Here is a 22,505-nt window from a genome sequence, read left to right on the forward strand (position 1 = left end):
TTCATCCGAGCGTGATCTCCAGCCCGCGCAGCCGTTCCGGCGCGGAAATCACGTCGATCCCGGCAATCAGGTCGCCGTCGAAAACGAACTTGAGGACCACGGCCAGCCTGCCGCGCGGGGCGAGCACCAATCCGGGAACGCCGTCGACCACCGCGACCTGCGTGCTGCGCGCCATTTCCGAAGCGAGCAGCGCACCCTTGCTGACCGCTCGGACGCCGCGCAGCACCACCGGTGCCGCGCCGGTGTCCGAGTGCAGCACGACGTCTGGGTCGAGCACCTTCAACAGTCCCGCGAAGTCTCCCTCGCGAGCCGCGGCCAGATACGCCTCGACGACCCCGCGCCGCTTGCTCGCATCGGCAGGCCCGGCTTCCCCGCCACGGACCCGGCGGCGGGCTCGGCTGGCCAGCTGCCGGACCGCCGCCGGATTGCGGTCCAGGATCTGCGCGATGTCCTCGAAGGGCACGGCGAACATGTCGTGCAGCACGAACGCGATCCGCTCGGCCGGGCCGAGGACGTCGAGCACTACCAGCATCGCCAGGCCGACGGAATCGGCCAGCTGGGCTTCTTCGGCGAGGTCCGCGCCGTCGTCGCCGCGGTCGAGCGGGAACGCGTCCAGCGAATCCTCCCGACGGCGTTCGCGCGTGCGCAACAGGTTCAGGCACACCCGCGCGACCACGGTGGTGAGCCAGGCAGGCAAATTCTGCACTGCGGAAATGTCCGCGCTGTCGACGCGCAGCCAGGCTTCCTGCACCGCGTCGTCGGCCTCGCTCAGCGACCCGAGCATCCGGTAAGCGACTCCGCGCAACCGTGGACGTTGCTCCTCGAATTGGGCCGCGAGCAGGCTTTTCTCGTCCACTTGTCACCCCTCCCCGCCCCACCGCCACCCTCAACGGAGCGGCCAAGGCCGCGCTGTCACATTCCAGCCTCGGCCGGGTTCATCCCAGTAGGACACCCCCAGTGCCCAAGCCCAGCGGCACTGTACCCGGAAGGAATTGCCATGACGACGATCTTGGTCACCGGCGGCACCGGAACCCTCGGCACACTGGTCGTTCCCGCGCTCGGCGACGCGAAGGTGCGCGTCCTCAGCCGCACCGCGAACGGCCCCGACCGGTTCGCCTGCGACCTGATGACCGGCGAAGGCCTGGCTCCCGCGATCGACGGAGCCGACGTGGTCGTGCACCTGGCGGGCGGTCCGAAGGGCGACGACGTCGCGACCGGGAATCTGGTCCGCGCGGCCGAACGCGCCGGAGTCGGCCACCTGGTTTTCATTTCGGTGATCGCCGCGGACGTGGTGCCGCTGGGTTATTTTCGCCGCAAGCACGAGGCCGAAAAGCTCGTCGCCGCGTCGGACGTGCCCTCGACCATCCTCCGCGCGGCCCAGTTCCACGGTTTCTGCCTCAATGCCGTGCAGACAGTGGCGAAACTGCCGGTCGTGCCGGTGCCCGCGATCAATTTCCAGCCGGTCGACGTCCGGGAGGTGGCCGAGCGGATCGCACAGCTGGCGCTCGGCGATCCGGCCGGGCGGGTACGGGATCTCGCCGGGCCCAAGGTGTACGGCATGGGCGAGCTGGTCGACAAGTATGTGCGGGCTCGCGGACGACGGCGGCTGAAAATGCCGGTGCGCATTCCCGGCGCAGCCGGAAAGGTCTATCGCACCGGCGGCAACCTCAACCTCGACGCGGACACCGGCGCGCGCACTTTCGAGGATTACCTCGCCGAGCAGATCGGCTAACGCACATTCCGTTCGTACACCAGCCGCAGGCCGAGCAGCGTCAGGTCCGGCACGTGCTCCTTGATCGTCTCGGATTCGCCCAGCACCAACGGGGCGAGCCCGCCGGTGGCGATCACCGTGACCGGTTCTGCGCTGTCGTGCTGCAATTCGCGCACAATCCGTCGCACGAGCCCGTCGACCTGACCGGCGAACCCGTACAGAATGCCGGACTGCAGGCATTCCACGGTGTTCTTGCCGATCACCGAACGCGGCGGGACGAGTTCCACCTTCCGCAGCGCGGCCGCGCGGGCGGCGAGCGCGTCCACCGAGATCTCGATGCCCGGGGCGAACGCCCCGCCGAGGAATTCGCCCCGGGCCGAGATCGCGTCGACGTTCGTCGAGGTGCCGAAATCGACCACCACGCACGCGGTGGCGTGCAAATGGTGCGCGGCGAGGGTGTTCACGAGCCGGTCCGCGCCGACTTCCTTCGGATTGTCCACCAGCAGCGCGACGCCGGTGCGCACGCCGGGCTCGACGACGATCTTCGGCACCCGCGCGTAATAGCGGCCGAGCATCACCCGCAATTCCCGCAGCACCGCGGGAACCGTGGACAGCGCGCTGATCCCGGTGACCGCGTCGGCGTGCGGGCCGAGCAAGCCCCGCATGGTCAGCGCGAGTTCGTCCGCGGTCATCTGCGCGTCGGTGCGCATCCGCCAGTCGCCGAGGAGCTCGGTTCCCTGGTAGAGACCGAGATTGATGTTGGTGTTCCCGACGTCGACAGTGAGCAGCAACGAGGTCTTTCCTTACCGCGGCCCGCGAATCGTCCGCCGTCGATCGGTCAGTTTTCGGCGTGCAGCAACGCGTCGAGCCGGCGCGCGTCCGCGGTCTCGGCCACCGGGAAGGTCATCGTGTCCTCTTCGGGCAGCGTGACCGTGCCGCTCAGCAGGCCCGATCCGTCCGGGGCGTGCGCCGGGTCGTCCCCGCGCTCGACGATCCGGTTGTAATCGTCCACAAAGATCACTCGCGGCCGGTACGCGCGCGCCTCCGCGTCGTCCATCTGCCCGTAGGCGATCAGGATGACGAGGTCGCCCGGGTGCACCAGGTGCGCGGCGGCTCCGTTGATGCCGAGCACGCCGCTGCCGCGCTCGCCGGTGATGACGTAGGTTTCCAGCCGGGCGCCGTTCGTGACGTCCACAATGGACACCTGCTCGCCCTCGAGCAGATCGGCGGCCTCCATCAGGTCCTCGTCGACCGTGACCGAGCCCACGTAGTGCAGGTCGGCCTGGGTCACCGTGGCCCGGTGGATCTTCGATTTCAGCATCGTGCGATACATCGTGGACTCTCCCTATTCCCCTGCGTCCGGATCCCCGCTCGGATGTTCCACGGCTTTTCCGAGCAGCACTCCCGCGTTGTCGATCAGCCGGGTACTCCCCACCCGGGCCGCGACCAGCAACCGCGCCTCTCCGTCGACGGGCGCCGGCCCCAAATCGGTTCCCCTCAATTCCAGGTAATCCACTTCCACCTGGGGACGGGCCGCGAGCGTCTTGCGCGCCATGTCCAGCACGGCCTCCGCCCCGTCCCGTCCGACGTGCGCCCCGGCCGACAGAGCGGCCGACAGCACCACGGCGTCTTCCCGTTGTTCCGGCGTCAGGTAGACGTTGCGCGAGGACAGCGCGAGACCGTCCCGTTCCCGGACCGTCGGCACCCCGATGACGCGGGTGTCGATGTTCAGGTCCGCCACCATCCGCTTGATCAGCACCAGCTGCTGGTAGTCCTTCTCCCCGAAGAACGCGTAATCCGGGCGCAGCAGGTTGAACAGCTTCGCGACGACCGTCAGCACCCCGGAGAAATGCCCGGGCCGCACAGCGCCCTCGAGCTCGTCGCCGAGCGGGCCCGGGTTCACGGTGACCATCGCGTTGTCCGCGTACAGGTCCGAAGCCTTCGGCGTGAAGGCCAGTTCGACGCCCGCTTCGGACAATGTCGCCAAGTCGGCTTCGAGCTGGCGCGGGTACGCCTCGAAGTCCTCGCCCTCGCCGAACTGCAACGGGTTCACGAAGATCGACGCGGCGACGACGGTGTTCGGCAGCCGCTTCGCGCGGCGCAGCAGCTCGCGGTGGCCGTCGTGCAGCGCGCCCATGGTGGGCACGAGCGCGACCTTCCGGCCGACGCTGCGCAGGCCCCAGCTCACCTTGCTGATGTGCTCGGGCGGCTGGAACGTGTTGAGCGTTCCGCGCTGGAATTTCGGTGTCGTCACGGGGTCTGTCCTTCAGCGGGGTCGGCGAGAAGATCGGTCAGTTCGCCCGCGGCCGCGGGATCGAGCAGGCCCGCCGCGCGGGACCGCTGCGCCGTGCGCCGGGCCAGCGCCCGGTAGGCCGGGGCGATCTGCGGCGCCCGGTCCGTGAGCACGTCGAGGTGCTTGCGGACGGTGCCGAGATCACCACGCGGGACCGGTCCGGTGAGGGCGCGGTCCCCGTGGCGAAGGACATTGTCCAATGCCGCCGAAAGCAGCGGTGCGACGAGTCGTTCCGGATGCCCGATTCCGGCGCCGCGCAGGGTTTCGGTGCAGTCGGCGACCAGCGTCATCAGGTGATTCGCGCCGTGCGCCAGCGCCGCGTGATACAGCGCCCGCGCGGATTCGGGAACCCGCACCGGTTCGGCGCCCATCTCGACGGCGAGCGCCTCGCCGACGTTCCACGCCGCGTCGTCGTCCGGTGCCGCGGTGACGCCGATGCTTGCCGCGACAAGGCGTTCCAGGTCTTCCTCGCGTCCGGTGAAGGTGAGCACCGGGTGCAGCGCGAGCGGCAGCGCGCCGGCTTCCGCGACCGGGGCCAGCACGTCGATGCCGTGCGCACCCGAGGTGTGCACCACGATCTGGCCCGCGCGTACCGAATTCGTAGCGACCAGACCACGGACGGTGCCGGCGAGCGCGTCGTCGGGCAACGCGAGCAAGACGAGATCCGCTCTCCGCACGACCTCGTCGGGCGGCAGCAAGGGGACATCCGGCAGCAGCCGTTCCGCGCGGTTCAGCGAGGCCGCGGACAGCCCCGAAGCGGCGACTACGGTGTGGCCTGCCCTGGCCAATGCCGCACCGAGGACACTGCCCACGCGGCCGGCGGAAACGACGCCCACGGCAAGGCGGGCCGGTCGGTTCATGGCGTGCGCCTGTGGACGCTCATGGCTCGAAACTCCTCGTGTTCGTTCCAGTCCCGCTCTTTCGTCGCGGGTACCAGACGACGGCGCGAGAGTAGCCCCGACCCGGCTGGATCGAGGTGCCCGGGTGACCAGCTTCACCCGGGGCGTCCAATCGCGCCCGTACCCTATTGGCGTTCGGCTTCCCGCGGTCGCCGTACCCTCGAATCCCCCGGTGGAGCGCCACTTTTGGCACGGTCGAGCTACCCCGGACGGGGAATGTTCACCGACTGTCGCGATTGTTCGCCAATCGCACCGCATCCGCCCGCGCGTCCCGCAGTGCCTGCAACAACTCTTCCTGCCGCTGCCGGTCCTGCTCGGTGCGCAGCCGAGTACGACGAAGGAATGCGAGCTCGGTCACGCTCGCTTGATACCGGCCTACCGCCCGCGCCGCCGCCCGCCCGGACTGCTTGCGCGCCTGCTTCCGCCATTGCCGCCGCCCAGGAAGACTGGCGAGCAACTCGATCTCCGACGGCGCGATCCACCGCGCAGCCGCCATCTTCGGCAACGCGGCCGCGACGATCCGCTGTTCTCGCCTCCGCTGCACCACGATCACGTAGATCGCGGCGATCAGCAGCGGCAGAATCACGAGGAAGTACAAGGTGAGAAAGGACTTCCCGCCGTTGAGCGTGGCCGCCGCGTTCCAGAGCGCGTGCAGGAAGACCCCGGCGAGATACCCGGCGAGCGGCGCGAGAATCCGAACCCACCGCTGCGCGTACCGCGCCGCGATCCCGAACCCGATGCCGGTCATAGCGGTGAACAGCGGATGCGTGAACGGCGAAAGCACCCCACGCACGAGGAAAGCGGCAAGCACGCCGGAACTGGTCCCGTTGCCGAAGCCGTGGTCAGCGAAGGCGCGGCCGAAGTAATAGATGTTCTCGGTGAAGGCGAACCCAGCGGCCGCGAACCCCGCGTAGACGACGCCGTCGACGATCCCGTCGAATTCCTCGTTGCGCCGCCAGAAGATCAACAGGACAAACACGCCCTTCGCGGCTTCCTCGACCAACGGCGCGGAGACGAGCGCACTCACCTTGCTGCCGTTGCCACCTCCGAGAAGCAGGTCACCGAACGCCTCGGCCCCGGTATTGATCAGCAGCGCGGTGACCGTGGCAATGCAAGCGCCCCAAGCGAAAGCAATCAGCAGCAGCTTCGCCGGCTCCGGTTCCCAGCGATCAACCCAGAGCAACCCGGCAACCACCACGCCGACCGGCACCAACGCAGCGACCACCCCGATCGCGACCGCCAGCCACCCGACGCGCGCAGTCGCGAGCCCGAAGAGAAAAAGCCCGCACAACGCCACGACGATCAACCCGAGCACCGGAAGGAGCACGGTGATATGCCGCGAACGAGAGCCGGTGGACGCAGACCCAGGCGGCGTGGCAGAAAGGGTGCCGTTCACGAGCGGTCACCATACGCAGGCCCCCCAAGGGATGCCGGTTGGGCGCACCGGGTTCAGCCCTCCGCGCGATGCCTCGTGACCCTCATCTCGCGCCCCAGAAGTTCGTGAGGCCACCCTGACGGAATCTGATTCCCAATGCCAGAAACTTAAGGCGAGGTTGCGGGTGCGGTCGAGACGTGGCCGCCCGGGCCGCGTGACCCCGGTGAAGGTACGTGAGGGCCACCCTCATTGACTCTGATTCCCTCAGGGTTCCCCTCACGACCACCCGCCGGGGGTGAAGGGCTCCTTCACGACTCCCGCTGCGCGCCGCCCGCGATGCCCCCAATGCCACATTGGGTGCGCCACATGCACCCAACGCCACTTTGGGGCGCAAGCCCCACCACCAACGAAACCGCCACCGATGCACCCGACTCGAAGTGCACCCACACCACCCCCGCACCCCGATACGAAGCTCCCCTGCGGTCTGGGGTGGCTTGTCAAGGCATCTTTCCCGCCTTGACAAGCCACCCCAGACCGTCAGCACAATCAAGCTTCGGGGTGCCCCACGCAACAATGGGCGCAATGTCGCCGCCAGGCGACGAGCCGAAACAGCCCGATCAATCCTCAGCCCGACGCCGACGCCGAGGACTCCCCTCCGTCTTCCCATTAGCCGCAAGCAATTCAGTAACCGACCGCCCAGAAGCGTGATGCCCAGCCGAGGCAGCCTCCTCAGCAGGAGCCTCCCAAGCAGGCGGCTCCCCTTCAGGCCGCCTCCTCCGCCCCCCAGACGAAGCCGAAACAGCCTCCCCCTCAGGCCGCCGACGCCGCCCCCCAGTCCCGTTGCTCACCGAACTGCGAACCGACTCCGGCAACGTCGGATTAACCCCATCCGCCCCAGGAGCCCCATGCCGCCCAGTAGGCGTGTCCTCCGCCAACGGCGACAAATCCGACCGAGAGAACTGCTCCAACCGAGACGGAGCCCGCGTCTGCGACTCCACCGCGGTTTCCTTCTCCGGCACCGCTTTCTCCGCCTTCGGAGCCGGTTCAGCATGCCGAGCAGGCTCAGCAGGCCGGGAAATAGCAGTCTGCTCAGCAGCTTCCGGCCGCTCCTCCCGCTGCGGCGCGGGCCGTGCCGCCAACCGGGGCACCGGCCGATCCTCCTTGACCGGCTCCGGCTTGTTCACCGGCGCCACAGTCCGGGTCGGCTGCGCCTCAGGCCGCCGAGACGTCTCCACAGCTTCCTTCTGGGGCCGCGGCCCACGCGGCTCCCGAACCCGCTCAGCCTCACGCGGCAACGGCTCAGTCACATTGCGCGCCCTGCCACCGTCCTGCTCGAACGGCTCCGGAATCACGTGCGACCCAGAGTCACCCGCCGAACGACGCTCAGCTTCATACGGCTCAGGCGCACGATCAGCGCGCGGCTTCGGCGCACCACCCCGAGGCCCACGCTCGACCTGCGGCTCCGGCGCACCACCACGAGTGGGCCGTGCGGCATCCGGCGCTCCATTCCGCGGCTCACGCGCAGCGAAGGCATCCGCCACACTGGCCCGCCCCTCGTGCGGACCCGAGTCGCCGCGGGGCACGAACGCCTCCGCCAGGTTGGCCCGAGGATCGCGGCCACCGCGCGGAGCGGGGCTGCCCGCTTCGACCTCGTCCTCGAACGGCTCCGGCTCGGCAGGCGGTTCCGGCCGCTTCGGCTTGAGCCGCGGCATCTGCTGGGTACGCAGCTGGGTCGAACGGTCGCCATTCGATCCGGAACCATTCGGTCCGGAACCGTTCAGTCCAGCGCTGATCGAGCCGTTCGCACCGGAAGTCCCCTTGACGCCATTGGTCTTGGCCGTCCCGTTCGCCGGAGTCCGGCGACGCTCCGCGGGAGCCGCGTCGAGCACCCGGTCCATGAATTCGGTCGGCCGCTCCGGAACATCGACCACCGGCTTCTTCGGAGCGAGCAGCTGAGCCGGTTTCTTGCCATTGCCGTTCTTGGTTTCCGAACCGGCTGAAACGAGCCGCTGCTCGTCGTTCAGCGAGCGCATCCGGGTCGCCTGCGCGGTGAGCGCGACGCGTTCGAGCAGCACCTCGCCTCCGAACAGCGACTGCAGGCTTTCGCGGAGCGCAGCCACTTCGGCACGCAGCGCATCCAATTCTTCGCGCGATTGTGCCTGCGCGGCCTCGCGCGCTTCCGTTTCGAGCTCGAGTTCGTACTCCCGCCGGGCCGCGATCTCGCGTTCCAGCTCGAGTTCGTATACCGCCTGCGCCTCGGCGACCGCGTCCTCGCTGTGCGCCGCGTTCTTGCGGGCCCGGACAGCCAGGAAGGCGCCGATCAGGGCAGCCCAGAGCGCCGCGACGATCCCGAGCCGGAGGTACCGGAGGTCGTCGCTGAGCACCAACGCGAGGGTGGCGCCGACGGCGAGGAGCAATCCGACGACAAGCCACGGCCTGCCAGGGCGGCGGCCGTGCGAGTCGTCACCCACGCCAGTCATGCCTGACACCGTACCTTCCGGTGATCCGAATGAGACCTAGTCGGTACTTCGAGCGGCGCCATCGAAGCGTTAACCGGTCGTTCCCTTACGGTCCTCCGGTGGCGTCCGGCAGCAGTGCTCGAGCCACAAACCGGCAGCTACGAGCAGCGCCGACGACACCACCCCGACGACCGCCGACTTGCTGTCGGAGACCGCGGCGACGAGTTCGTCACGTCGCGGGAAAACATAGATGAACGCGGCCAGCCAGCCGCCGCCGAGGAACGCCCCGGCCAGCGAAGACGCCTTCGCCAGCGCCACCGCCCGCGCGATCCCGACCGCGTTGCCGTGCACCCGGCCGGACTTGATCCGCGACCGGATCGACAGCGCCAACCCCGCCTCCGCGATCGCGAGCACCGCGAAGGTCACCCCGGCGAGCAACGGCAGCTGCGGCAGATCGCCGTAAGCGGCCTGGAACAGCACATAGACCACGGCGAGGCCGAGGGCCGCGGCCACGACCAGGTCCCGGGACCGCGTGAAGTGCATGACTCCACCGTACCGAGCCCGTTCTGGCAGGCTTGACTCTCCAGCGACTGGAGACTCCACGATGCCTGACATGCCTGCGACCACGGTCTTCACGATCGGCGAACTCTCCCGGCGCACCGGGCTGCCGGTGAAGACCATCCGGTTCTACTCCGACGAGGGCCTGCTCCCGCCCACGCAGCGGACCGGAGCCGGCTACCGGCTGTACGACGCGCACGCGCTCGCCCGGCTGGAGCTGGTGCGGACGCTGCGCGAGCTGGGCATCGGCCTGCCCGACGTGTCCCGCGCACTGGCGCGCGAGACGACGGTGCGCGACCTGGCGACGAGCCACGTCGACGCGCTCGACGAGCAGATCCGGCGGTTGCGGCTGCGCCGCGCGGTATTGCGCGCGGTGCTGAAACGGGATTCCGAGCTGGAGGAAGTGAAGCTGATGAATCGCATCGCCCAAATGCCGGACGAGGAACGCCGCCGTTTGGTGGACGAGTTCTGGGCCGAAATGATGGAAGGGCTCGATGTCGATCCCGAGTTCTACGCGCGAATGCAGTCGGCGAAACCGGATCTTCCGGATGATCCGACGCCGGAACAGCTGGAAGCCTGGATCGAGTTCGCCGAACTCGTGCAGGACCCCGGATTCCGGCAGTCCATCCGCACGATGAGCGAGCGGCATTCGTCCGCGCGGGAAGCGGGCGAGTACGAGCAGCCGACCAAGGCTCAGCAGGAAAACTGGGCCGCCTGGATGACCGACGCCCGGTCCGCGCTCGACGCGGGCCACGCGCCGGGCTCCCCGGCCGGACGGGCGCTGGCGGACGCGATCGCGACCGCCTCGGCCCGGCCGGACCAGGACCCGGCCGACCCGGCGGTCCGCAACCGGATGGCCGACGGGATCGCCGTCGGGGCGGATCCGCGCGCCGAGCGGTACTGGCAGTTGCTCGCGACGATCAACGGCTGGCCCGCCATCCCGAGCCGCCAAGAGGAAGTGCAGTTCCTGCTGGCGGCGCTGCGGGCCTCGTGAGCGTCCAAGCCGGTTAGAACCGGCCTAGGCACTCACGACAGGGTCAGGCCGGGCCGCAGGACGACGCCCGCCCGGTCGGCTTCCGGCAGCCGGGCGAGCAGGTCGGCGGCCCGGCCGTGCCCGGGAACCTCCGCGTCCGGATCGATCTCGAGCCACGGGATCAGCACGCTCGCCCGGTCCGGGGTCCCGGGATGCGGCAGCAGCAGCTCCGGATCGTCGGACGTCACGCCCTGCACTGTCACTATGTCGACATCCAGCGTGCGCGGGCCCCAGCGCAGTTCGCGCACCCGGCCCGCCGCCTGTTCGGCCGCCTGCCCGGCGCGCAGCCACGCCCAGTGGTCGCGCGCCGGGTCGTCGACGATGCACAGCGCGTTCAGGAAATCCGGCTGATCCTCGACGCCCCAGGCTTTCGTCTCGTACACGCCGGACACGGCGACAAGCGCCGGGCGCACCGCGTCGACCGCGCTGCGCAGGTAGCCGAGCCGGTCGCCGAGGTTGGAGCCCAGCGACAGGACCGCGCGGCTCACCGCTCCCGCCGGACGGTGACCGCGACGTCGTCGAAGGTCAGCGGAATCGGCGCGGACGGCTTGTGCACGGTGACCTCGACGGCGGTCAGCCGATCGTCGCGCATGACCTCGTCGGCGATCTTCCCGGCGACGCTCTCGATCAGGTCGTACGGCTCCCCGGCGACGATCCCCGCCGCCAGTTCGGCCAGTTCGCCGTAGTGCAGCGTCTTGGTCAGGTCGTCCGATGCCGCGGCGGGCCCGAGGTCGAGCCACGCGACGATGTCGATGCCGAATTCCTGTCCGTCGCGCTTCTCGTGGTCGAAGACCCCATGTCGGCCGAACACGCGCAGTCCCGTGAGCGTGATGCGGTCAGCCATCGGCCCGTCCTTGCTGCCAGGCCGCGGCCACCGCCACGGCGTCCAGTGAAGCCCCCACCTCGTGCACCCGCACGCCCCAAGCGCCCGCCGCCGCGGCCAGCGCCGAGATCGACGCGGTGGCGACCTCGCGACCGTCCGGCGGCCTCGGCACACCGTCCTTTCCGGACAACAGACGGCCGAGGAAGCGTTTGCGCGAGGCACCCACCAAAACCGGGAAACCCAAGTCCAGCAACGCATCCAGCCCGTGCAGCAGAACCCAGTCGTGCTCGGCGTGCTTCGCGAACCCGAGACCCGGGTCGAGCACGATCTCGCTCTCGGCAACCCCGGCCGCGATCGCCTCGTCGACCCGCTGCAGCAACTCGTCGCGCACCTCGGCGACGACGTCGGTGTACGTGGCCAGCGCGTTCATGTCCTTGCTGTGCCCGCGCCAGTGCATCAGCACCCACGGCGCCTTGGTTTCCGCCGCGACCCGCCCCATCGCCGGATCGGCGAGCCCGCCGGACACGTCGTTGATCACCTTCGCACCGGCCGCCACCGCGGCTTCCGCGACCGCGGCCCGCGTGGTGTCGACCGACAGCACGACGCCCTCGGAAGCCAGCTGCCGGATCACCGGCAAGATGCGCGCGGCCTCGGTCTCCGCGTCGACCCGCGAAGCGCCCGGCCGCGTCGATTCGCCGCCGACGTCGATCAGGTCCGCACCGCGCGCCCACATCTCGCGCGCGTGCTCCAGCGCCTGGTCGAGATCGAGGTAGCGGCCGCCGTCGGAGAACGAATCCGGCGTCACGTTCAGCACGCCCATCACGGCGCAGCGCCCCGGCCGGGGGATCACCGGCGCCCCCGGATCAGCTCGATCGCCTCGGCCCGCGACGTCGCCGACGAACGCAGCATCCCGCGCACCGCCGACGTGGTGGTCCGCGAACCCGGCTTGCGGATCCCGCGCACCGACATGCACAAATGCTCGGCCTCGACGACCACGATCACCCCGCGCGGCTCCAGCCGCCGCACGAGCGCGTCGGCGATCTGCGAGGTGAGCCGCTCCTGCACCTGCGGGCGGCGGGCGTAGAGATCGACCAGCCTGGCGAGCTTCGACAGCCCGGTGACCTTGCCGTCGCCGTTCGGGATGTAGCCGACGTGGGCCACGCCGTGGAAGGGCAGCAAGTGGTGTTCACAGTTGGAATACATCGGGATGTCCGTGACGAGCACGAGCTCCTCGTGCGATTCGTCGAACGTCCGCGCCAGCACCTCGTCCGGATCGGTGTAGAGGCCGGCGAACATTTCCTGATAAGCGCGAGCGACCCGGGCCGGGGTGTCCTGGAGACCGTCCCGATCCGGGTCTTCGCCGCAGGCGAGCAGCAGCTCGCGAACGGCGCGCTCCGCCCGGTCCTGATCGAAGACCGGGCGGATGCCGTCTTTACTGCTTGTCTGATCCGTCGACGTCACGCCGATGCTGCCCCTCGTCCGGCTGCTGGCCGTTCGCGCCGTCGGCGAACCAGCCCTGCTCACGCGGACGGTCTTCGGCGGGGCGCCACGGCTGCTGGCCGCCCGGGGACGTCGCCGGGGTCCAGCCCGGAGGCGCCCCGTAGTTCGGCGGTCCGCTCTGCGCACCGCCCGGGCCACCGGGCTGGTAGCCGCCGCCTGCCGGACCGCCCGGCTGCTGCTGACCACCATACGGCTGGCCCCAGCGGCCGGCGCCGTTCGGCCCGCCCGGACGACCGCCGTTCGCCGGCGGGGCGTACGGGTTCGCGTTCGGGTCCGGAGCCTGGTACGGCGGACCGCCGGGCAGCTCGCCGGCGCCAGGAGCCGTGCCGACCGGGGTCGGAGCGGGCTGCAGGGCGGGCTTTTCCTTCTCCGGAGCGGGCGGCGGCCACGGCTCGCCGCGCTCCATCGCCAGCTCGCCCGGGGTCTTGATCGGCGGCTTGTCCGACGGCGTGCGCTCGCCGAACTCGTTGAAGACGGTGATGTGCGGGCGCTTCTCGACCGTCGCGAAGATCCGCTCGAGGTCCTTGCGCTGCAGCGTTTCCTTCTCCAGCAGCTCCATGACCAGGTTGTCGAGCACGTCGCGGTAGGTGTTCAGCACGTGCCACGCCTCGGTGTGCGCGGTCTCGATGAGCTTGCGCACCTCCTCGTCGATCTCGTGCGCCACCTCGAGCGAGTAGTCGGCCTGCCGTCCCGCGGACCGGCCGAGGAACGGGTCGCCCTGCTCCTGGCCGTACTTCACCGCGCCCAGCCGCGCGCTCATGCCGTATTCGGTGACCATCGCGCGGGCGATCTTCGTCGCCTGCTCGATGTCCGAGGACGCACCGGTGGTGGGCTCGTGGAAGACGAGCTCCTCGGCCGTGCGGCCGCCCATCGCGAAGACCAGCCTGCCGATCATCTCCGACCGGGTCATCAGCTGCTTGTCGTCCTCCGGCACCAGCAGCGCGTGCCCGCCGGTACGGCCGCGCGGCAGGATCGTCAGCTTGTACACCGGTTCGATGTCCGGCATCGCCCACGCGGCGAGCGCGTGCCCGCCCTCGTGGTAGGCGGTGATCTTCTTTTCCTTCTCGGAAATGATCCGGCTCTTGCGCGCGGGACCGCCGACCACGCGGTCGACCGATTCCTCGAGCGCGACGTCGGTGATCACGTGCCCGTTCTCGCGGGCGGTGAGCAGCGCGGCCTCGTTCAGCACGTTGGCGAGGTCCGCACCGGACATGCCGACCGTGCGCTTGGCCAGCCCGGTCAGGTCGGTGCCCTGCGCGATCGGCTTGCCCTTCGCGTGCACCTCGAGGATCGCCTTGCGGCCGAGCAGGTCCGGCGCGGACACCGGGATCTGCCGGTCGAACCGGCCGGGGCGCAGCAGCGCCGGGTCGAGGATGTCCGGCCGGTTGGTGGCCGCGATCAGGATGATGCCGCCGCGGGCGTCGAAGCCGTCCATCTCGACCAGCAGCTGGTTCAGCGTCTGCTCGCGCTCGTCGTGTCCGCCGCCGAGGCCGGCGCCGCGCTGGCGGCCGACCGCGTCGATCTCGTCCACGAAGATGATGCACGGCGCGTTCTGCTTCGCCTGCTCGAACAGGTCGCGGACTCGCGAAGCACCGACACCGACGAACATCTCGACGAAGTCCGAACCGGAGATCGTGTAGAACGGCACGCCCGCTTCGCCCGCGACAGCACGCGCGAGCAGCGTCTTGCCGGTGCCGGGCGGCCCGTAGAGCAGGACGCCCTTCGGGATCTTCGCGCCGAGCGCCTGGTAGCGCGCCGGGTTCTGCAGGAAGTCCTTGATCTCGTACAGCTCTTCGACCGCTTCGTCAGCGCCCGCGACGTCGCCGAAGGTGGTCTTCGGCATGTCCTTGTTGAGCTGCTTCGCCTTCGACTTGCCGAAGTTCAGGACGCGGTTCCCGCCGCCCTGCGCGTTGTTCATCATCCACATCAGCAGGCCGAGCACCAGCGCCAGCGGGATCGCGAAGATCAGGATCTGGGTCAGCAGGCTCTGCTGGGTGACCTTGGTGGTGAACTTGATCGGATGGTTCGCCTGGTTGCCGACGTTCGCGCCGAGGAGATCCTTGTAGATGTCATCGGTCGCACCGCCGGGGAACTGCGCGACGACCTTGTCGGCCTGCTGGCCGTCGATGTCGATCGGCTGCGTGAGCAGCAGTTTGAGCTGCTGCTCCTTGTCCTCGAGGCTCGCTTCCTTGACATGTCCAGCCTTGACCTGCTGCATCGCCGTGGAGATAGGAGCCTGGGTGTAGCCACGATCGCTGTCGAAGATCGTGTTGTAGGCGAACAACGCCAGCAACCCCGCGACGATCCACAGCAGTGGGTTCCTGAGCACGCTCTTCCGGTTCATACGACTCGGCCCTTGCGGCCTCGACCCTCCCTGGTTGGGCGGCTCCTGTGATACCCGCCATCGCGATCTTGACAACCCGTGGGTGCCGCAAGGCACCCGTCCCACCAGGGTACCGTCCGGGCGGGCGGGGAAGCCTGGCGAGCCTCTCGCAGGTCAACGGCCAATCCTGCGCGAGGGTTCCCGTTCCGGGAGGAGACGTCACCCGGCTACCGGGTGTCAACCGCCACCGAAGCCACCATTTCACCCAGCCTGCTCCGCAGCGTGGCCGGGTCCGCCGGGGCGACGGTGACCCATTCCCGGCCGTCCGAACCCGCCCTCGACAAGCTCAAATACCGTCCGGTGGCGGTGTCGAACCAGCCGAGCACGCGCGACCGCTGCCGGCTCCCCAGCTGGGACCGGCTGTTCGCTGCGAGCTGACCGCCGCGCTGCCGCGGCTGGCCCGCGATGAGCGCGTAGGTCTCGCGCGGATCGACCGTGGCGCGCTCGCTGAGCGACTGGCGCTTCGCCCGCCGCCCGCCCTTTTCCTCGGACTGCCCGCCGCCCGCGGCGACCGGAACCCGGATCGGCTGGGTGTGCAGCGCCTCGTCCAGCGGAAGCGTGACCGACGCCTCACTGCCGCGCGGACCGCCGGGCAGCAGTTCGACGATCGTGGACACCAGCCCGTCCGCCGGGATCGCGCGCAGCCAGATGCCGTCGGCGTCCTGGATCGCGACCACGCCGGTGCGCTCGTCGCCCGCGGCGAGCAACGCGACCGGATGCGCCTCGAACTGCGGGATGTGCAGCGCGTCGATGGAATGCGGGGCCCGCGCGAGCAGCGTCAGCCACTCCTCGACGTCGGGCTCGACCCGGCCGCGCGAGTCGCGAATGCCGCGCGCCTTCAGCTCGGTGTCGACCCGGTGCCGCAGCGACACGCGCTCGTCCTCGGTCGCACCGTGCGAGCGCACGCGCAGCGGGTAGGGCAGCTCGCCCAGCTCCATCGACTCCCACAGGAAGTCGAATGCCAGCGGCGAGAAGAACTCTTGGTGCATCCGGTGCTGCTCACCCTCCGGTCAACGATTTCCGGCCCAGCGTAGCGCCGGATCGGCAGTCTTCAAGCGCCTCGATGCCACTTTGGGTGCATCCCGCGCCCCCAATGTGGCATTCGGTGCACCCCGCGCACCCAAAGTGGCGTTCGGTGCATCCTGCGCACCCAATGTGGCGTTCGGTGCATCCTGCGCACCCAATGTGGCATTCGGTGCATCCTGCGCACCCAATGTGGCATTCGGTGCATCCTGCGCACCCAATGTGGCATTCGGTGCATCCTGCGCACCCAATGTGGCATTCGGTGCATCCTGCGCACCCAATGTGGCATTCGGTGCATCCTGCGCACCCAATGTGGCATTCGGTGCATCCTGCGCACCCAATGTGGCATTCGGTGCATCCTGCGCACCCAATGTGGCATTCGGTGCATCCTGCGCACCCAATGTGGCATTCGGTGCATCCTGCGCACCCAATGTGGCATTCGGTGCATCCTGCGCACCCAATGTGGCATTCGGTGCATCCTGCGCACCCAATGTGGCATTCGGTGCATCCTGCGCACCCAATGTGGCATTCGGTGCATCCTGCGCACCCAATGTGGCATTCGGTGCATCCTGCGCACCCAATGTGGCATTCGGTGCATCCTGCGCACCCAATGTGGCATTCGGTGCATCCTGCGCACCCAATGTGGCATTCGGTGCATCCTGCGCACCCAATGTGGCATTCGGTGCATCCTGCGCACCCAATGTGGCATTCGGTGCATCCTGCGCACCCAATGTGGCATTCGGTGCATCCTGCGCACCCAATGTGGCATTCGGTGCATCCTGCGCACCCAATGTGGCATTCGGTGCATCCTGCGCACCCAATGTGGCATTCGGTGCATCCTGCGCACCCAATGTGGCATTCGGTGCATCCTGCGCACCCAATGTGGCATTCGGTGCATCCTGCGCACCCAATGTGGCATTCGGTGCATCCTGCGCACCCAATGCCGCATTGGGGCGGTTTCAGCCGAGCGGGGAGCCGAGGCTGGTCAGCGCAGCTCAGTCAACGCGGGTCAGAACGCGCCCGCGCTGGCCTGGTCGGCCACCCCGGCGAGCATTTCGCCTAGCCGGTGCCGCAGGGTCGCCGGGTCGGCGGGCGCGATGGTGATCCAGTCGCGGCCGTCGTGGCCCTGGCTCGCCTGTGTGAAGTACCGGCCGGTTTCGGTGTCGAACCAGCTCAGCACCGTCGACCGGCTGCGGCCGCCGAGGCGGTTGCGGGCGTTCGCGCCGATCTGGCCGCCGCGCAGGCGCTGCTGGGCGTGCAGCCGGGCGAGGGCCTTGCGGTCCTCGTCCACGCTCGCGCGGCCGGAGGCGTCGACCTGGTTGCCGCGCCGCTGCATGAAGTCGACGCCGGAAGCCCCGACCAGTTGCTCCAGCGGCACGGTGATCGACTTCTCGGTACCGCGCGGGGCGCCCGGCAGGAGCGAGATGATCGCCGTGGCCAGGCCGTCCGGCGCGCACGGGTGCAGGTGCAGTCCGCGCTGGTCCTGCACGGCGAACAGGCCGTCGCCGTTCGCGCTGCCCGCGACCGCGAGCAGCGGCTCGCCGTTCGGGTCGAGCAACTGGACGGTGTCGAGGCTGACGTCCGGCGACGCGAGGATGCCGAAGTAGTCCTCGACGTGCGGAGCGGGCCTGCCGCGGTCGTCCGCGAGCCCCCGGTCAGCCAGTGCGCCGAGCGTGCGCGTGCGCAGCGCCGAGCGCTCGTCCATCGTCGCGCCGTGCGAACGGATCCGCAGCGGATACGGCAGCTCGCCCATACCGGCCGACTCCCACAGGAAGTCCACCTCGATCGGCGCGAGCAGCTCCGCGTTCGGCATCGACCAACCCCCTACCCCACGTGTTTGCGAACGCTCGCGGGCGCGTGACCGGTCCGGTCACGCGCCCGCGAGCACTGCGTCAGTTGTCGTCGTCCGACCACGCGCCGATGACCGGCGGCGGGGTGGCCTGGTTGGCCCCGAACGCGTCGTCCGGGTCCGGTTCGATGAGGAACGAAGCGTGCGTGTGCTCCTCGTCCCCTTCGCCCGCGCCGTGCGCGCCCGCTCCGCCCATGCCGCCCATCGGGCTCATGCCGCCCTGCGACTGGCCGATGGTGCCGCCCGCCGGGACGACGCCCTGCTGCTGCGGAGCCGCCGACGCGGCGCTCTGGCCGCTCTGGTGCTCGGACGCCGCGGAGGTCTTGCCTTCCTCCTCCTTGCGCGAACCGCTGCGGTTGCCCTCGCCCAGCTTGCCGCCGGCGAGACCGGCTCCCGCGCCGATCGCGCCGAGGCCGAGCGCGGAACCGAGGCCGCTGCCGCCCGTGGACGCGGGTGCGGGCGCGGCGGCGGCCGGAGCCGCACCGACGCCGGAAGCGGCGCCAACGCCCACCCCGGTACCGCCGGCGAGCGCGCCGCCCTCGAAACCGGAGGTGCCGTACTTGCCCGAGTCGGCCGAGACGTGCGCCGGGGCGCCGTGTCCGGCGACCGCCGCGCCGCCTGCCGCGCCGTGCGCGCCCACCGTGCCGAAGCTGGCCGGGGAGCCGAGCGCGCCGGGACCGTCGGTGTGGCCGATGTTGTTGACGTTGTTGAACGAGTTGCCGTTGAAGTGCGACGCGGTCGGCTTCATGCCGAGCGAGTCAGGGCCGAAGCTCGGGGTGGAGCTGTCGACCTCGCTCATCGCCTGGGTGTAGGCGTTGAAGAACGCGACCTGCTGCGCCTTGACGTCGTTCGCGGCGTCCGCCTGCGCCTTCTGGTCCGCGGCCAGCGCGGCCGGGCCGCCCGCGAGCGCGGCCGTCATGGCCTGCTTCGGGTCGTAGTCGCGCGGGGCCGGCATCTTCTTGACCTCGGCGGCCGCTGCGGCCTGGCGGGCGAGCCGGTCCGACATCGTGTGCGCGGCGTCGGAAGCCTGCGTACCCGAGTTGGCGATCGCCACGAGCGCGCCCTGCGCGCCGGCGGCACCGTGGCCGACCCAGACGTTGCCCAGTTCGGTGATCGCGTTGTACAGGTCGTCGGACGCCTGCTTCAGCTCGGTGCCGTGCTTGGCCCAGTGCTGCCCGGTGGCCTCGGCGGTGCCCGGGTCGTTGTCCGTGGTCGCGCCGAGGTAGAGCTGGTGGCTTTCCTGCGCCTGCCAGTTCGGCGGGTTGCCGATGGCGCGGTCGCCGCCCATCTCGAAGCCGCCGGAGCTGCTGCGCGCGGAGGCGACGATGTCGTTGGTCGCCGCGTTCGAGCCCATCGCGACGGCGGAGCCGGGCGCCGGGACCGAGGACGAGGTGCCGTAGCCGGAGGTGGTGTAGCCCGACCCGTCCGGGACGGAGCCGTCCGGGGCCGAGGTGGTGGTGTTCGGTGCCATGACTGCGTGATCCCCCTAGGACGTCAGGCCTTGTTGCGGAACGGGTCGGCGGCGGACTGGTCGATCTCGTGGTAGCGCGCCATCGCCGCGACGATGCCTTCCTCCGCGGCCTGGTACTGGCTGAGCAGGTTCTGCAGCGCGGACGAGTAGGAGTCGCCGCCGCCGTCGGCGCGCTGCACGAACTTGGTCGCCATCGCCTTGCCGACCGGGTTCGCGCCGAGCTTCGGCGGCTGCGCGAGCGTGCCCGCGCTGTGCAGGAGAGCTTCGACCGCGTCGCGCCCGGTCCGGATCTTCTTCAGCACGGTCTGCGCGGCATCCGGGTCGATCCCGACCTGGCCGTTGACAGCGGCGTTCTTGAACGCCGCGGCATCCGCCGAGCTGTTGTTGCCCATCTGCCCTCTCTCCGTTCCCCCGCGCGAGGACCAGCCCGTCGGCTGGTGTCACTCGTCCGCATGGCAATAGGTCTTCGCATAGGTTAACGCACCTGGTCGAGCCCTATGACGCGATTTCGGGCTTCCGGGTTCCGCGGCCGGAAGGATTATCGCGAACCGGACTAACCGGACGTGTAGACGTGCGGATCGAGCGTGCCGATGTAGGGCAGGTCGCGGTAGCGCTCGGCGTAGTCGAGGCCGTAGCCCACGACGAACTCGTTGGGGATGTCGAAGCCGATGTACTTGACCGGCACCTCGACCTTCACGGCTTCCGGCTTGCGCAGCAGCGAGACGACCTCGAGCGAGGCCGGGTTCCGGCTCGCCAGGTTCTTCAGCAGCCAGGACAGGGTGAGCCCGGAGTCGACGATGTCCTCGACGATGAGCACGTCGCGCCCGGCGATGTCGCGGTCGAGGTCCTTCAAGATCCGCACCACCCCCGACGACGAGGTCGAAGACCCGTAGGACGACACGGCCATGAACTCCAGCTGCGTCGGCACCGGAAGCGCCCGCGCGAAGTCGGTCATGAACATGACGGCGCCCTTGAGGACGCCGACCAGGAGGAGGTCGCCCTGGCCGTTTTCCGGGTGGTCCGCGGCGATTTTCGCCGCCAGCTCCGCGATCTTGTCTTTGATCTGCTGCTCGGTGATGAGCACGGAGGCGATCTCGCCCTCGTACACGGGTCATTCCCCTCGGGTGGTGGGTTCGGGTCCGGCAAGCGAGAGCCTGCCACGCCGCCGTCGAGCCTCCAAGTTGCCCGGCAGCCACACCCCGCCCTGACCCCGCCAGCGGGCCACGAGCGCGTCGACCGAACGCAGGTGCGCGTCGGTCAGTTCGCGGACCCCGGAGTCCAGCAGCCACCTGCGGAGAACCCGTCTGCGCAGCGCAGCGGGCTCGGCCGCCAGCACGGCTACGTCGAGGTCGTCTTCGCGGGCCGCGAGCTCGTGAACGCGCGCGGCGAGTGTGTCCAACGCCTCGGTGTCCTCGCGCAGCTGTGCGGCCGTACGGGCTAAAGCTGGAGCGACTCCACCCGACAGCACGTCTTCCAGGAGCGGCAGTGCTTCCGTACGCAGCCGTACGCGAGTGAAGCGGGGATCGGCGTTGTGCGGGTCTTGCCACGGCGCTAGACCGAGTTCTGTACACGCCGCGACAGTTTGCGCGCGCGTGATGCCGAGTAGCGGACGGCCCCACGGCGGATCGTGCGGACGCATGCCCGCCAGCGACCGTGGCCCGGAGCCGCGGCCAAGACCGAGCAACACCGTCTCGGCTTGGTCGTCCTGGGTGTGGCCGAGCAGTACGAGCCCTTCGCCGTTTGGCAACGCTTCGCGCAACGCGTGGTACCTCGCGGCGCGCGCGGCTGCTTCAGGACCGCCTTTGCCCACGACGTGTACGGCATGCACTTCGACGACGTCGATGCCAAGGCCCTTGACGACCGTCGCCGCTTCGGCGGCAACAACCGCTGAGTCGGCCTGAAGGCCATGGTCGACGACGAGCGCCCGCGTACGGACGTCTCGATGCCGAAGGACGTACGCCGTCGCTTCAGCGAGCGCTAGGGAGTCCGCGCCGCCTGACACCGCGACGCACACTTCGCCGGGAACAGCGACTGTCGCAAGGAAATCGCGGACCGCTGTCCGGACCGCGGCGAGCGCGCTCACCCGTGCAGGCGCCGCACCCAGGCCGCGGGGTCGGCGATCTCGGCGCGGGTCGGCAACGTGTTCGGCGAGCGCCAAACCTTGTTGAACCCGTCCATCCCGACCGCGTCGACCACGTGCCGCGTGAACTTCGCGCCTTCCTCGTACTGGCGGATCTTCGCGTCGAGGCCGAGCACCGCGCGCAGCAGCCGGTCGAAAAGCCCGCCGCCTTGCCGCCGCGCGGTGAACCGCTCCCGGATCTGCTCGACGCTCGGCACGACCTGCGGGCCGACCGCGTCCATCACGTAGTCGGCGTGGCCCTCCAGCAGCGTCGACAACGCCAGCAGCCGGTCGAAAACCGAGCGCTCCTTCGGCGACTGCAGCAGCTCCGCGATGCCGCCGCCCTTGCCGCGGTTGCGCAGCGCGTCGGGCAGCCTGCCGACCAGTTCGGCCAGCCCCTCGGTGGAGCTCTCCGCGAGCCCGGACACCAGCCGTTCGACCTCGTCGGCGAAGTAGTCGCGCAGCCACGGCACCGCGGTGAACTGCAGGCGGTGCGTGCATTCGTGCAGGCAGACCCACAGCCGGAAATCGTGTGCGGGAACCTTCAGCGCGCGTTCGGCGGCCACCACGTTCGGCGCGACGAGCAGCAGCTCGCCCTTGTTCTCCGGGCCGCCGAACGGGTCGTACTGACCCAGCACGCGGGACGCCAGGAACGCGAGCAGCAACCCGGTCTGCACGCCGGCGCCGGACGCCAGGATCGGGCCGAGCGGACCGCCCTGTGCCGCGGGCAGCGCGCGCCCGGTGAGCTCGCCGAGACCGGACGCCGCGGACCGGACCCAGCCCGGCCGGTCGACCACGGTGCCGGGCAGCAGCGGCAGGTCCCGGCCGAGGCCGGTCAGCTCGCGGACGTGCCCCTCCGCCTCGGCGGTCAGCTCCCGCAGGTCGACCACCGCGCGGTCCGCTTCGCCGCGCGCGACCTGCGGGCCGCCGCGCACGAGCAGCGCGCCGGTGGCGGCTGCCCGGTCCCAGTCGACCATGGGCCGCCGTCGGGTCTCGGTTTCCTGGCTCA

Annotated in this window: 23 protein-coding genes; 2 read left to right on the forward strand and 21 right to left on the reverse strand. The window is 69.9% G+C overall.

The genetic code is table 11. The annotated features are described in order from the left end of the window. Position 1: 1 nt before the first annotated feature. Positions 2-856 carry a sigma-70 family RNA polymerase sigma factor gene (locus tag EIZ45_RS04535; RefSeq protein ID WP_134661993.1) on the reverse strand — a complete coding sequence of 285 codons (855 nt, stop codon included), beginning with the start codon at positions 854-856 and terminating at the stop codon, positions 2-4. Between the two features lie 141 nt (positions 857-997). On the opposite strand from EIZ45_RS04535, the gene EIZ45_RS04540 reads away from it, so the two are divergent. After that, the gene (locus EIZ45_RS04540) at positions 998-1,732 is read left to right on the forward strand and encodes an SDR family oxidoreductase (protein ID WP_043827145.1); all 735 of its coding nucleotides are present in this window, start codon (positions 998-1,000) and stop codon (positions 1,730-1,732) included. Here EIZ45_RS04540 and EIZ45_RS04545 read toward each other — a convergent pair. From EIZ45_RS04545 to EIZ45_RS04575, 7 genes are all read right to left on the reverse strand, one after another. After that, positions 1,729-2,502, reverse strand: a complete 774-nt coding sequence (locus EIZ45_RS04545) for a type III pantothenate kinase (RefSeq protein ID WP_037808260.1) — start codon at positions 2,500-2,502, stop codon at positions 1,729-1,731. The genes EIZ45_RS04540 and EIZ45_RS04545 overlap by 4 nt on opposite strands. Positions 2,503-2,549: 47 nt before the next feature. Beyond that, positions 2,550-3,044 carry an aspartate 1-decarboxylase gene (gene panD, locus EIZ45_RS04550; protein ID WP_043827144.1) on the reverse strand — a complete coding sequence of 165 codons (495 nt, stop codon included), beginning with the start codon at positions 3,042-3,044 and terminating at the stop codon, positions 2,550-2,552. A 12-nt stretch (positions 3,045-3,056) separates the two neighbouring features. Beyond that, a complete protein-coding gene (gene panC, locus EIZ45_RS04555; protein ID WP_037808266.1) occupies positions 3,057-3,965 on the reverse strand; it encodes a pantoate--beta-alanine ligase in 909 nt (302 codons plus the stop codon). Continuing rightward, positions 3,962-4,864 carry a Rossmann-like and DUF2520 domain-containing protein gene (locus EIZ45_RS04560; protein ID WP_043827142.1) on the reverse strand — a complete coding sequence of 301 codons (903 nt, stop codon included), beginning with the start codon at positions 4,862-4,864 and terminating at the stop codon, positions 3,962-3,964. Before EIZ45_RS04560 ends, panC begins: the two co-directional genes overlap by 4 nt. 259 nt (positions 4,865-5,123) lie before the next feature. Next, positions 5,124-6,230, reverse strand: a complete 1,107-nt coding sequence (locus EIZ45_RS04565; RefSeq protein WP_134661994.1) for a PrsW family intramembrane metalloprotease — start codon at positions 6,228-6,230, stop codon at positions 5,124-5,126. Positions 6,231-6,895: 665 nt separating this feature from the next. Next, positions 6,896-8,758, reverse strand: coding sequence for a DUF6779 domain-containing protein (locus EIZ45_RS04570; protein ID WP_081684628.1), 1,863 nt, complete (start codon positions 8,756-8,758; stop codon positions 6,896-6,898). Between the two features lie 69 nt (positions 8,759-8,827). Continuing rightward, the gene (locus tag EIZ45_RS04575) at positions 8,828-9,280 is read right to left on the reverse strand and encodes a DUF3180 domain-containing protein (protein ID WP_134661995.1); all 453 of its coding nucleotides are present in this window, start codon (positions 9,278-9,280) and stop codon (positions 8,828-8,830) included. A 70-nt stretch (positions 9,281-9,350) separates the two neighbouring features. Between EIZ45_RS04575 and EIZ45_RS04580 the strand changes: the two genes are divergently transcribed. Next, positions 9,351-10,289 (forward strand): MerR family transcriptional regulator, encoded by a 939-nt coding sequence (locus EIZ45_RS04580; RefSeq protein ID WP_167754082.1) that lies wholly within the window; start codon positions 9,351-9,353, stop codon positions 10,287-10,289. A gap of 32 nt (positions 10,290-10,321) precedes the next feature. On the opposite strand, the gene folK is transcribed toward EIZ45_RS04580, so the two are convergent. From folK to EIZ45_RS04645, 13 genes are all read right to left on the reverse strand, one after another. After that, entirely contained in the window at positions 10,322-10,816 is a 495-nt protein-coding gene (gene folK / locus EIZ45_RS04585) for a 2-amino-4-hydroxy-6-hydroxymethyldihydropteridine diphosphokinase (protein WP_134661997.1), read from the reverse strand. Then, positions 10,813-11,172, reverse strand: coding sequence for a dihydroneopterin aldolase (folB, locus tag EIZ45_RS04590; RefSeq protein ID WP_037808275.1), 360 nt, complete (start codon positions 11,170-11,172; stop codon positions 10,813-10,815). The genes folK and folB overlap by 4 nt, the downstream gene beginning before the upstream one ends. Then, on the reverse strand, positions 11,165-11,971 hold the full coding sequence (gene folP / locus EIZ45_RS04595) for a dihydropteroate synthase (protein ID WP_134662162.1): 807 nt from the start codon (positions 11,969-11,971) through the stop codon (positions 11,165-11,167). The genes folB and folP overlap by 8 nt, the downstream gene beginning before the upstream one ends. A 26-nt stretch (positions 11,972-11,997) precedes the next feature. Next, positions 11,998-12,612, reverse strand: a complete 615-nt coding sequence (gene folE / locus EIZ45_RS04600; protein WP_037808279.1) for a GTP cyclohydrolase I FolE — start codon at positions 12,610-12,612, stop codon at positions 11,998-12,000. Next, on the reverse strand, positions 12,584-14,995 hold the full coding sequence (gene ftsH, locus EIZ45_RS04605; protein WP_037808281.1) for an ATP-dependent zinc metalloprotease FtsH: 2,412 nt from the start codon (positions 14,993-14,995) through the stop codon (positions 12,584-12,586). The genes folE and ftsH overlap by 29 nt, the downstream gene beginning before the upstream one ends. A 206-nt stretch (positions 14,996-15,201) precedes the next feature. After that, positions 15,202-16,023, reverse strand: a complete 822-nt coding sequence (locus tag EIZ45_RS04610) for an ESX secretion-associated protein EspG (RefSeq protein ID WP_134661998.1) — start codon at positions 16,021-16,023, stop codon at positions 15,202-15,204. Positions 16,024-16,044: 21 nt separating this feature from the next. Beyond that, entirely contained in the window at positions 16,045-16,998 is a 954-nt protein-coding gene (locus tag EIZ45_RS45965; RefSeq protein WP_167756341.1) for a hypothetical protein, read from the reverse strand. A 68-nt stretch (positions 16,999-17,066) separates the two neighbouring features. Next, the gene (locus EIZ45_RS04620; protein ID WP_043827135.1) at positions 17,067-17,870 is read right to left on the reverse strand and encodes an ESX secretion-associated protein EspG; all 804 of its coding nucleotides are present in this window, start codon (positions 17,868-17,870) and stop codon (positions 17,067-17,069) included. A 79-nt stretch (positions 17,871-17,949) separates the two neighbouring features. Beyond that, the gene (locus tag EIZ45_RS04625) at positions 17,950-19,260 is read right to left on the reverse strand and encodes a hypothetical protein (protein WP_134662163.1); all 1,311 of its coding nucleotides are present in this window, start codon (positions 19,258-19,260) and stop codon (positions 17,950-17,952) included. A 140-nt stretch (positions 19,261-19,400) separates the two neighbouring features. Further along, a complete protein-coding gene (locus tag EIZ45_RS04630) occupies positions 19,401-19,769 on the reverse strand; it encodes a hypothetical protein (protein WP_043827134.1) in 369 nt (122 codons plus the stop codon). Positions 19,770-19,930: 161 nt separating this feature from the next. After that, on the reverse strand, positions 19,931-20,485 hold the full coding sequence (gene hpt, locus EIZ45_RS04635) for a hypoxanthine phosphoribosyltransferase (protein ID WP_037369179.1): 555 nt from the start codon (positions 20,483-20,485) through the stop codon (positions 19,931-19,933). Positions 20,486-20,488: 3 nt separating this feature from the next. Continuing rightward, positions 20,489-21,460, reverse strand: coding sequence for a tRNA lysidine(34) synthetase TilS (gene tilS / locus EIZ45_RS04640; RefSeq protein WP_134662000.1), 972 nt, complete (start codon positions 21,458-21,460; stop codon positions 20,489-20,491). Then, a complete protein-coding gene (locus EIZ45_RS04645) occupies positions 21,457-22,473 on the reverse strand; it encodes a zinc-dependent metalloprotease (protein ID WP_037808288.1) in 1,017 nt (338 codons plus the stop codon). The genes tilS and EIZ45_RS04645 overlap by 4 nt, the downstream gene beginning before the upstream one ends. Between the last annotated feature and the right edge of the window lie 32 nt (positions 22,474-22,505).

It is taken from the genome of Amycolatopsis sp. CFH S0740 (genome assembly GCF_004522315.1).
In the GTDB taxonomy this organism is placed as follows: domain Bacteria; phylum Actinomycetota; class Actinomycetes; order Mycobacteriales; family Pseudonocardiaceae; genus Amycolatopsis; species Amycolatopsis nivea.

What these genes read in the sequence shown, in the direction of transcription:
- EIZ45_RS04645 (WP_037808288.1), bottom strand. Translation starts at nt 22,473, where the DNA reads ATGGTCGACTGGGACCGGGCAGCCGCCACCGGCGCGCTGCTCGTGCGC.
- EIZ45_RS04625 (WP_134662163.1), bottom strand. Translation starts at nt 19,260, where the DNA reads ATGGGCTCGAACGCGGCGACCAACGACATCGTCGCCTCCGCGCGCAGC.
- EIZ45_RS04570 (WP_081684628.1), bottom strand. Translation starts at nt 8,758, where the DNA reads ATGACTGGCGTGGGTGACGACTCGCACGGCCGCCGCCCTGGCAGGCCG.
- EIZ45_RS04610 (WP_134661998.1), bottom strand. Translation starts at nt 16,023, where the DNA reads ATGCACCAAGAGTTCTTCTCGCCGCTGGCATTCGACTTCCTGTGGGAG.
- EIZ45_RS04575 (WP_134661995.1), bottom strand. Translation starts at nt 9,280, where the DNA reads ATGCACTTCACGCGGTCCCGGGACCTGGTCGTGGCCGCGGCCCTCGGC.
- folP (WP_134662162.1), bottom strand. Translation starts at nt 11,971, where the DNA reads ATGGGCGTGCTGAACGTGACGCCGGATTCGTTCTCCGACGGCGGCCGC.
- EIZ45_RS04630 (WP_043827134.1), bottom strand. Translation starts at nt 19,769, where the DNA reads ATGGGCAACAACAGCTCGGCGGATGCCGCGGCGTTCAAGAACGCCGCT.
- ftsH (WP_037808281.1), bottom strand. Translation starts at nt 14,995, where the DNA reads ATGAACCGGAAGAGCGTGCTCAGGAACCCACTGCTGTGGATCGTCGCG.
- folB (WP_037808275.1), bottom strand. Translation starts at nt 11,172, where the DNA reads ATGGCTGACCGCATCACGCTCACGGGACTGCGCGTGTTCGGCCGACAT.
- panD (WP_043827144.1), bottom strand. Translation starts at nt 3,044, where the DNA reads ATGTATCGCACGATGCTGAAATCGAAGATCCACCGGGCCACGGTGACC.
- EIZ45_RS04580 (WP_167754082.1), top strand. Translation starts at nt 9,351, where the DNA reads ATGCCTGCGACCACGGTCTTCACGATCGGCGAACTCTCCCGGCGCACC.
- EIZ45_RS04620 (WP_043827135.1), bottom strand. Translation starts at nt 17,870, where the DNA reads ATGCCGAACGCGGAGCTGCTCGCGCCGATCGAGGTGGACTTCCTGTGG.
- EIZ45_RS04560 (WP_043827142.1), bottom strand. Translation starts at nt 4,864, where the DNA reads ATGAACCGACCGGCCCGCCTTGCCGTGGGCGTCGTTTCCGCCGGCCGC.
- EIZ45_RS04540 (WP_043827145.1), top strand. Translation starts at nt 998, where the DNA reads ATGACGACGATCTTGGTCACCGGCGGCACCGGAACCCTCGGCACACTG.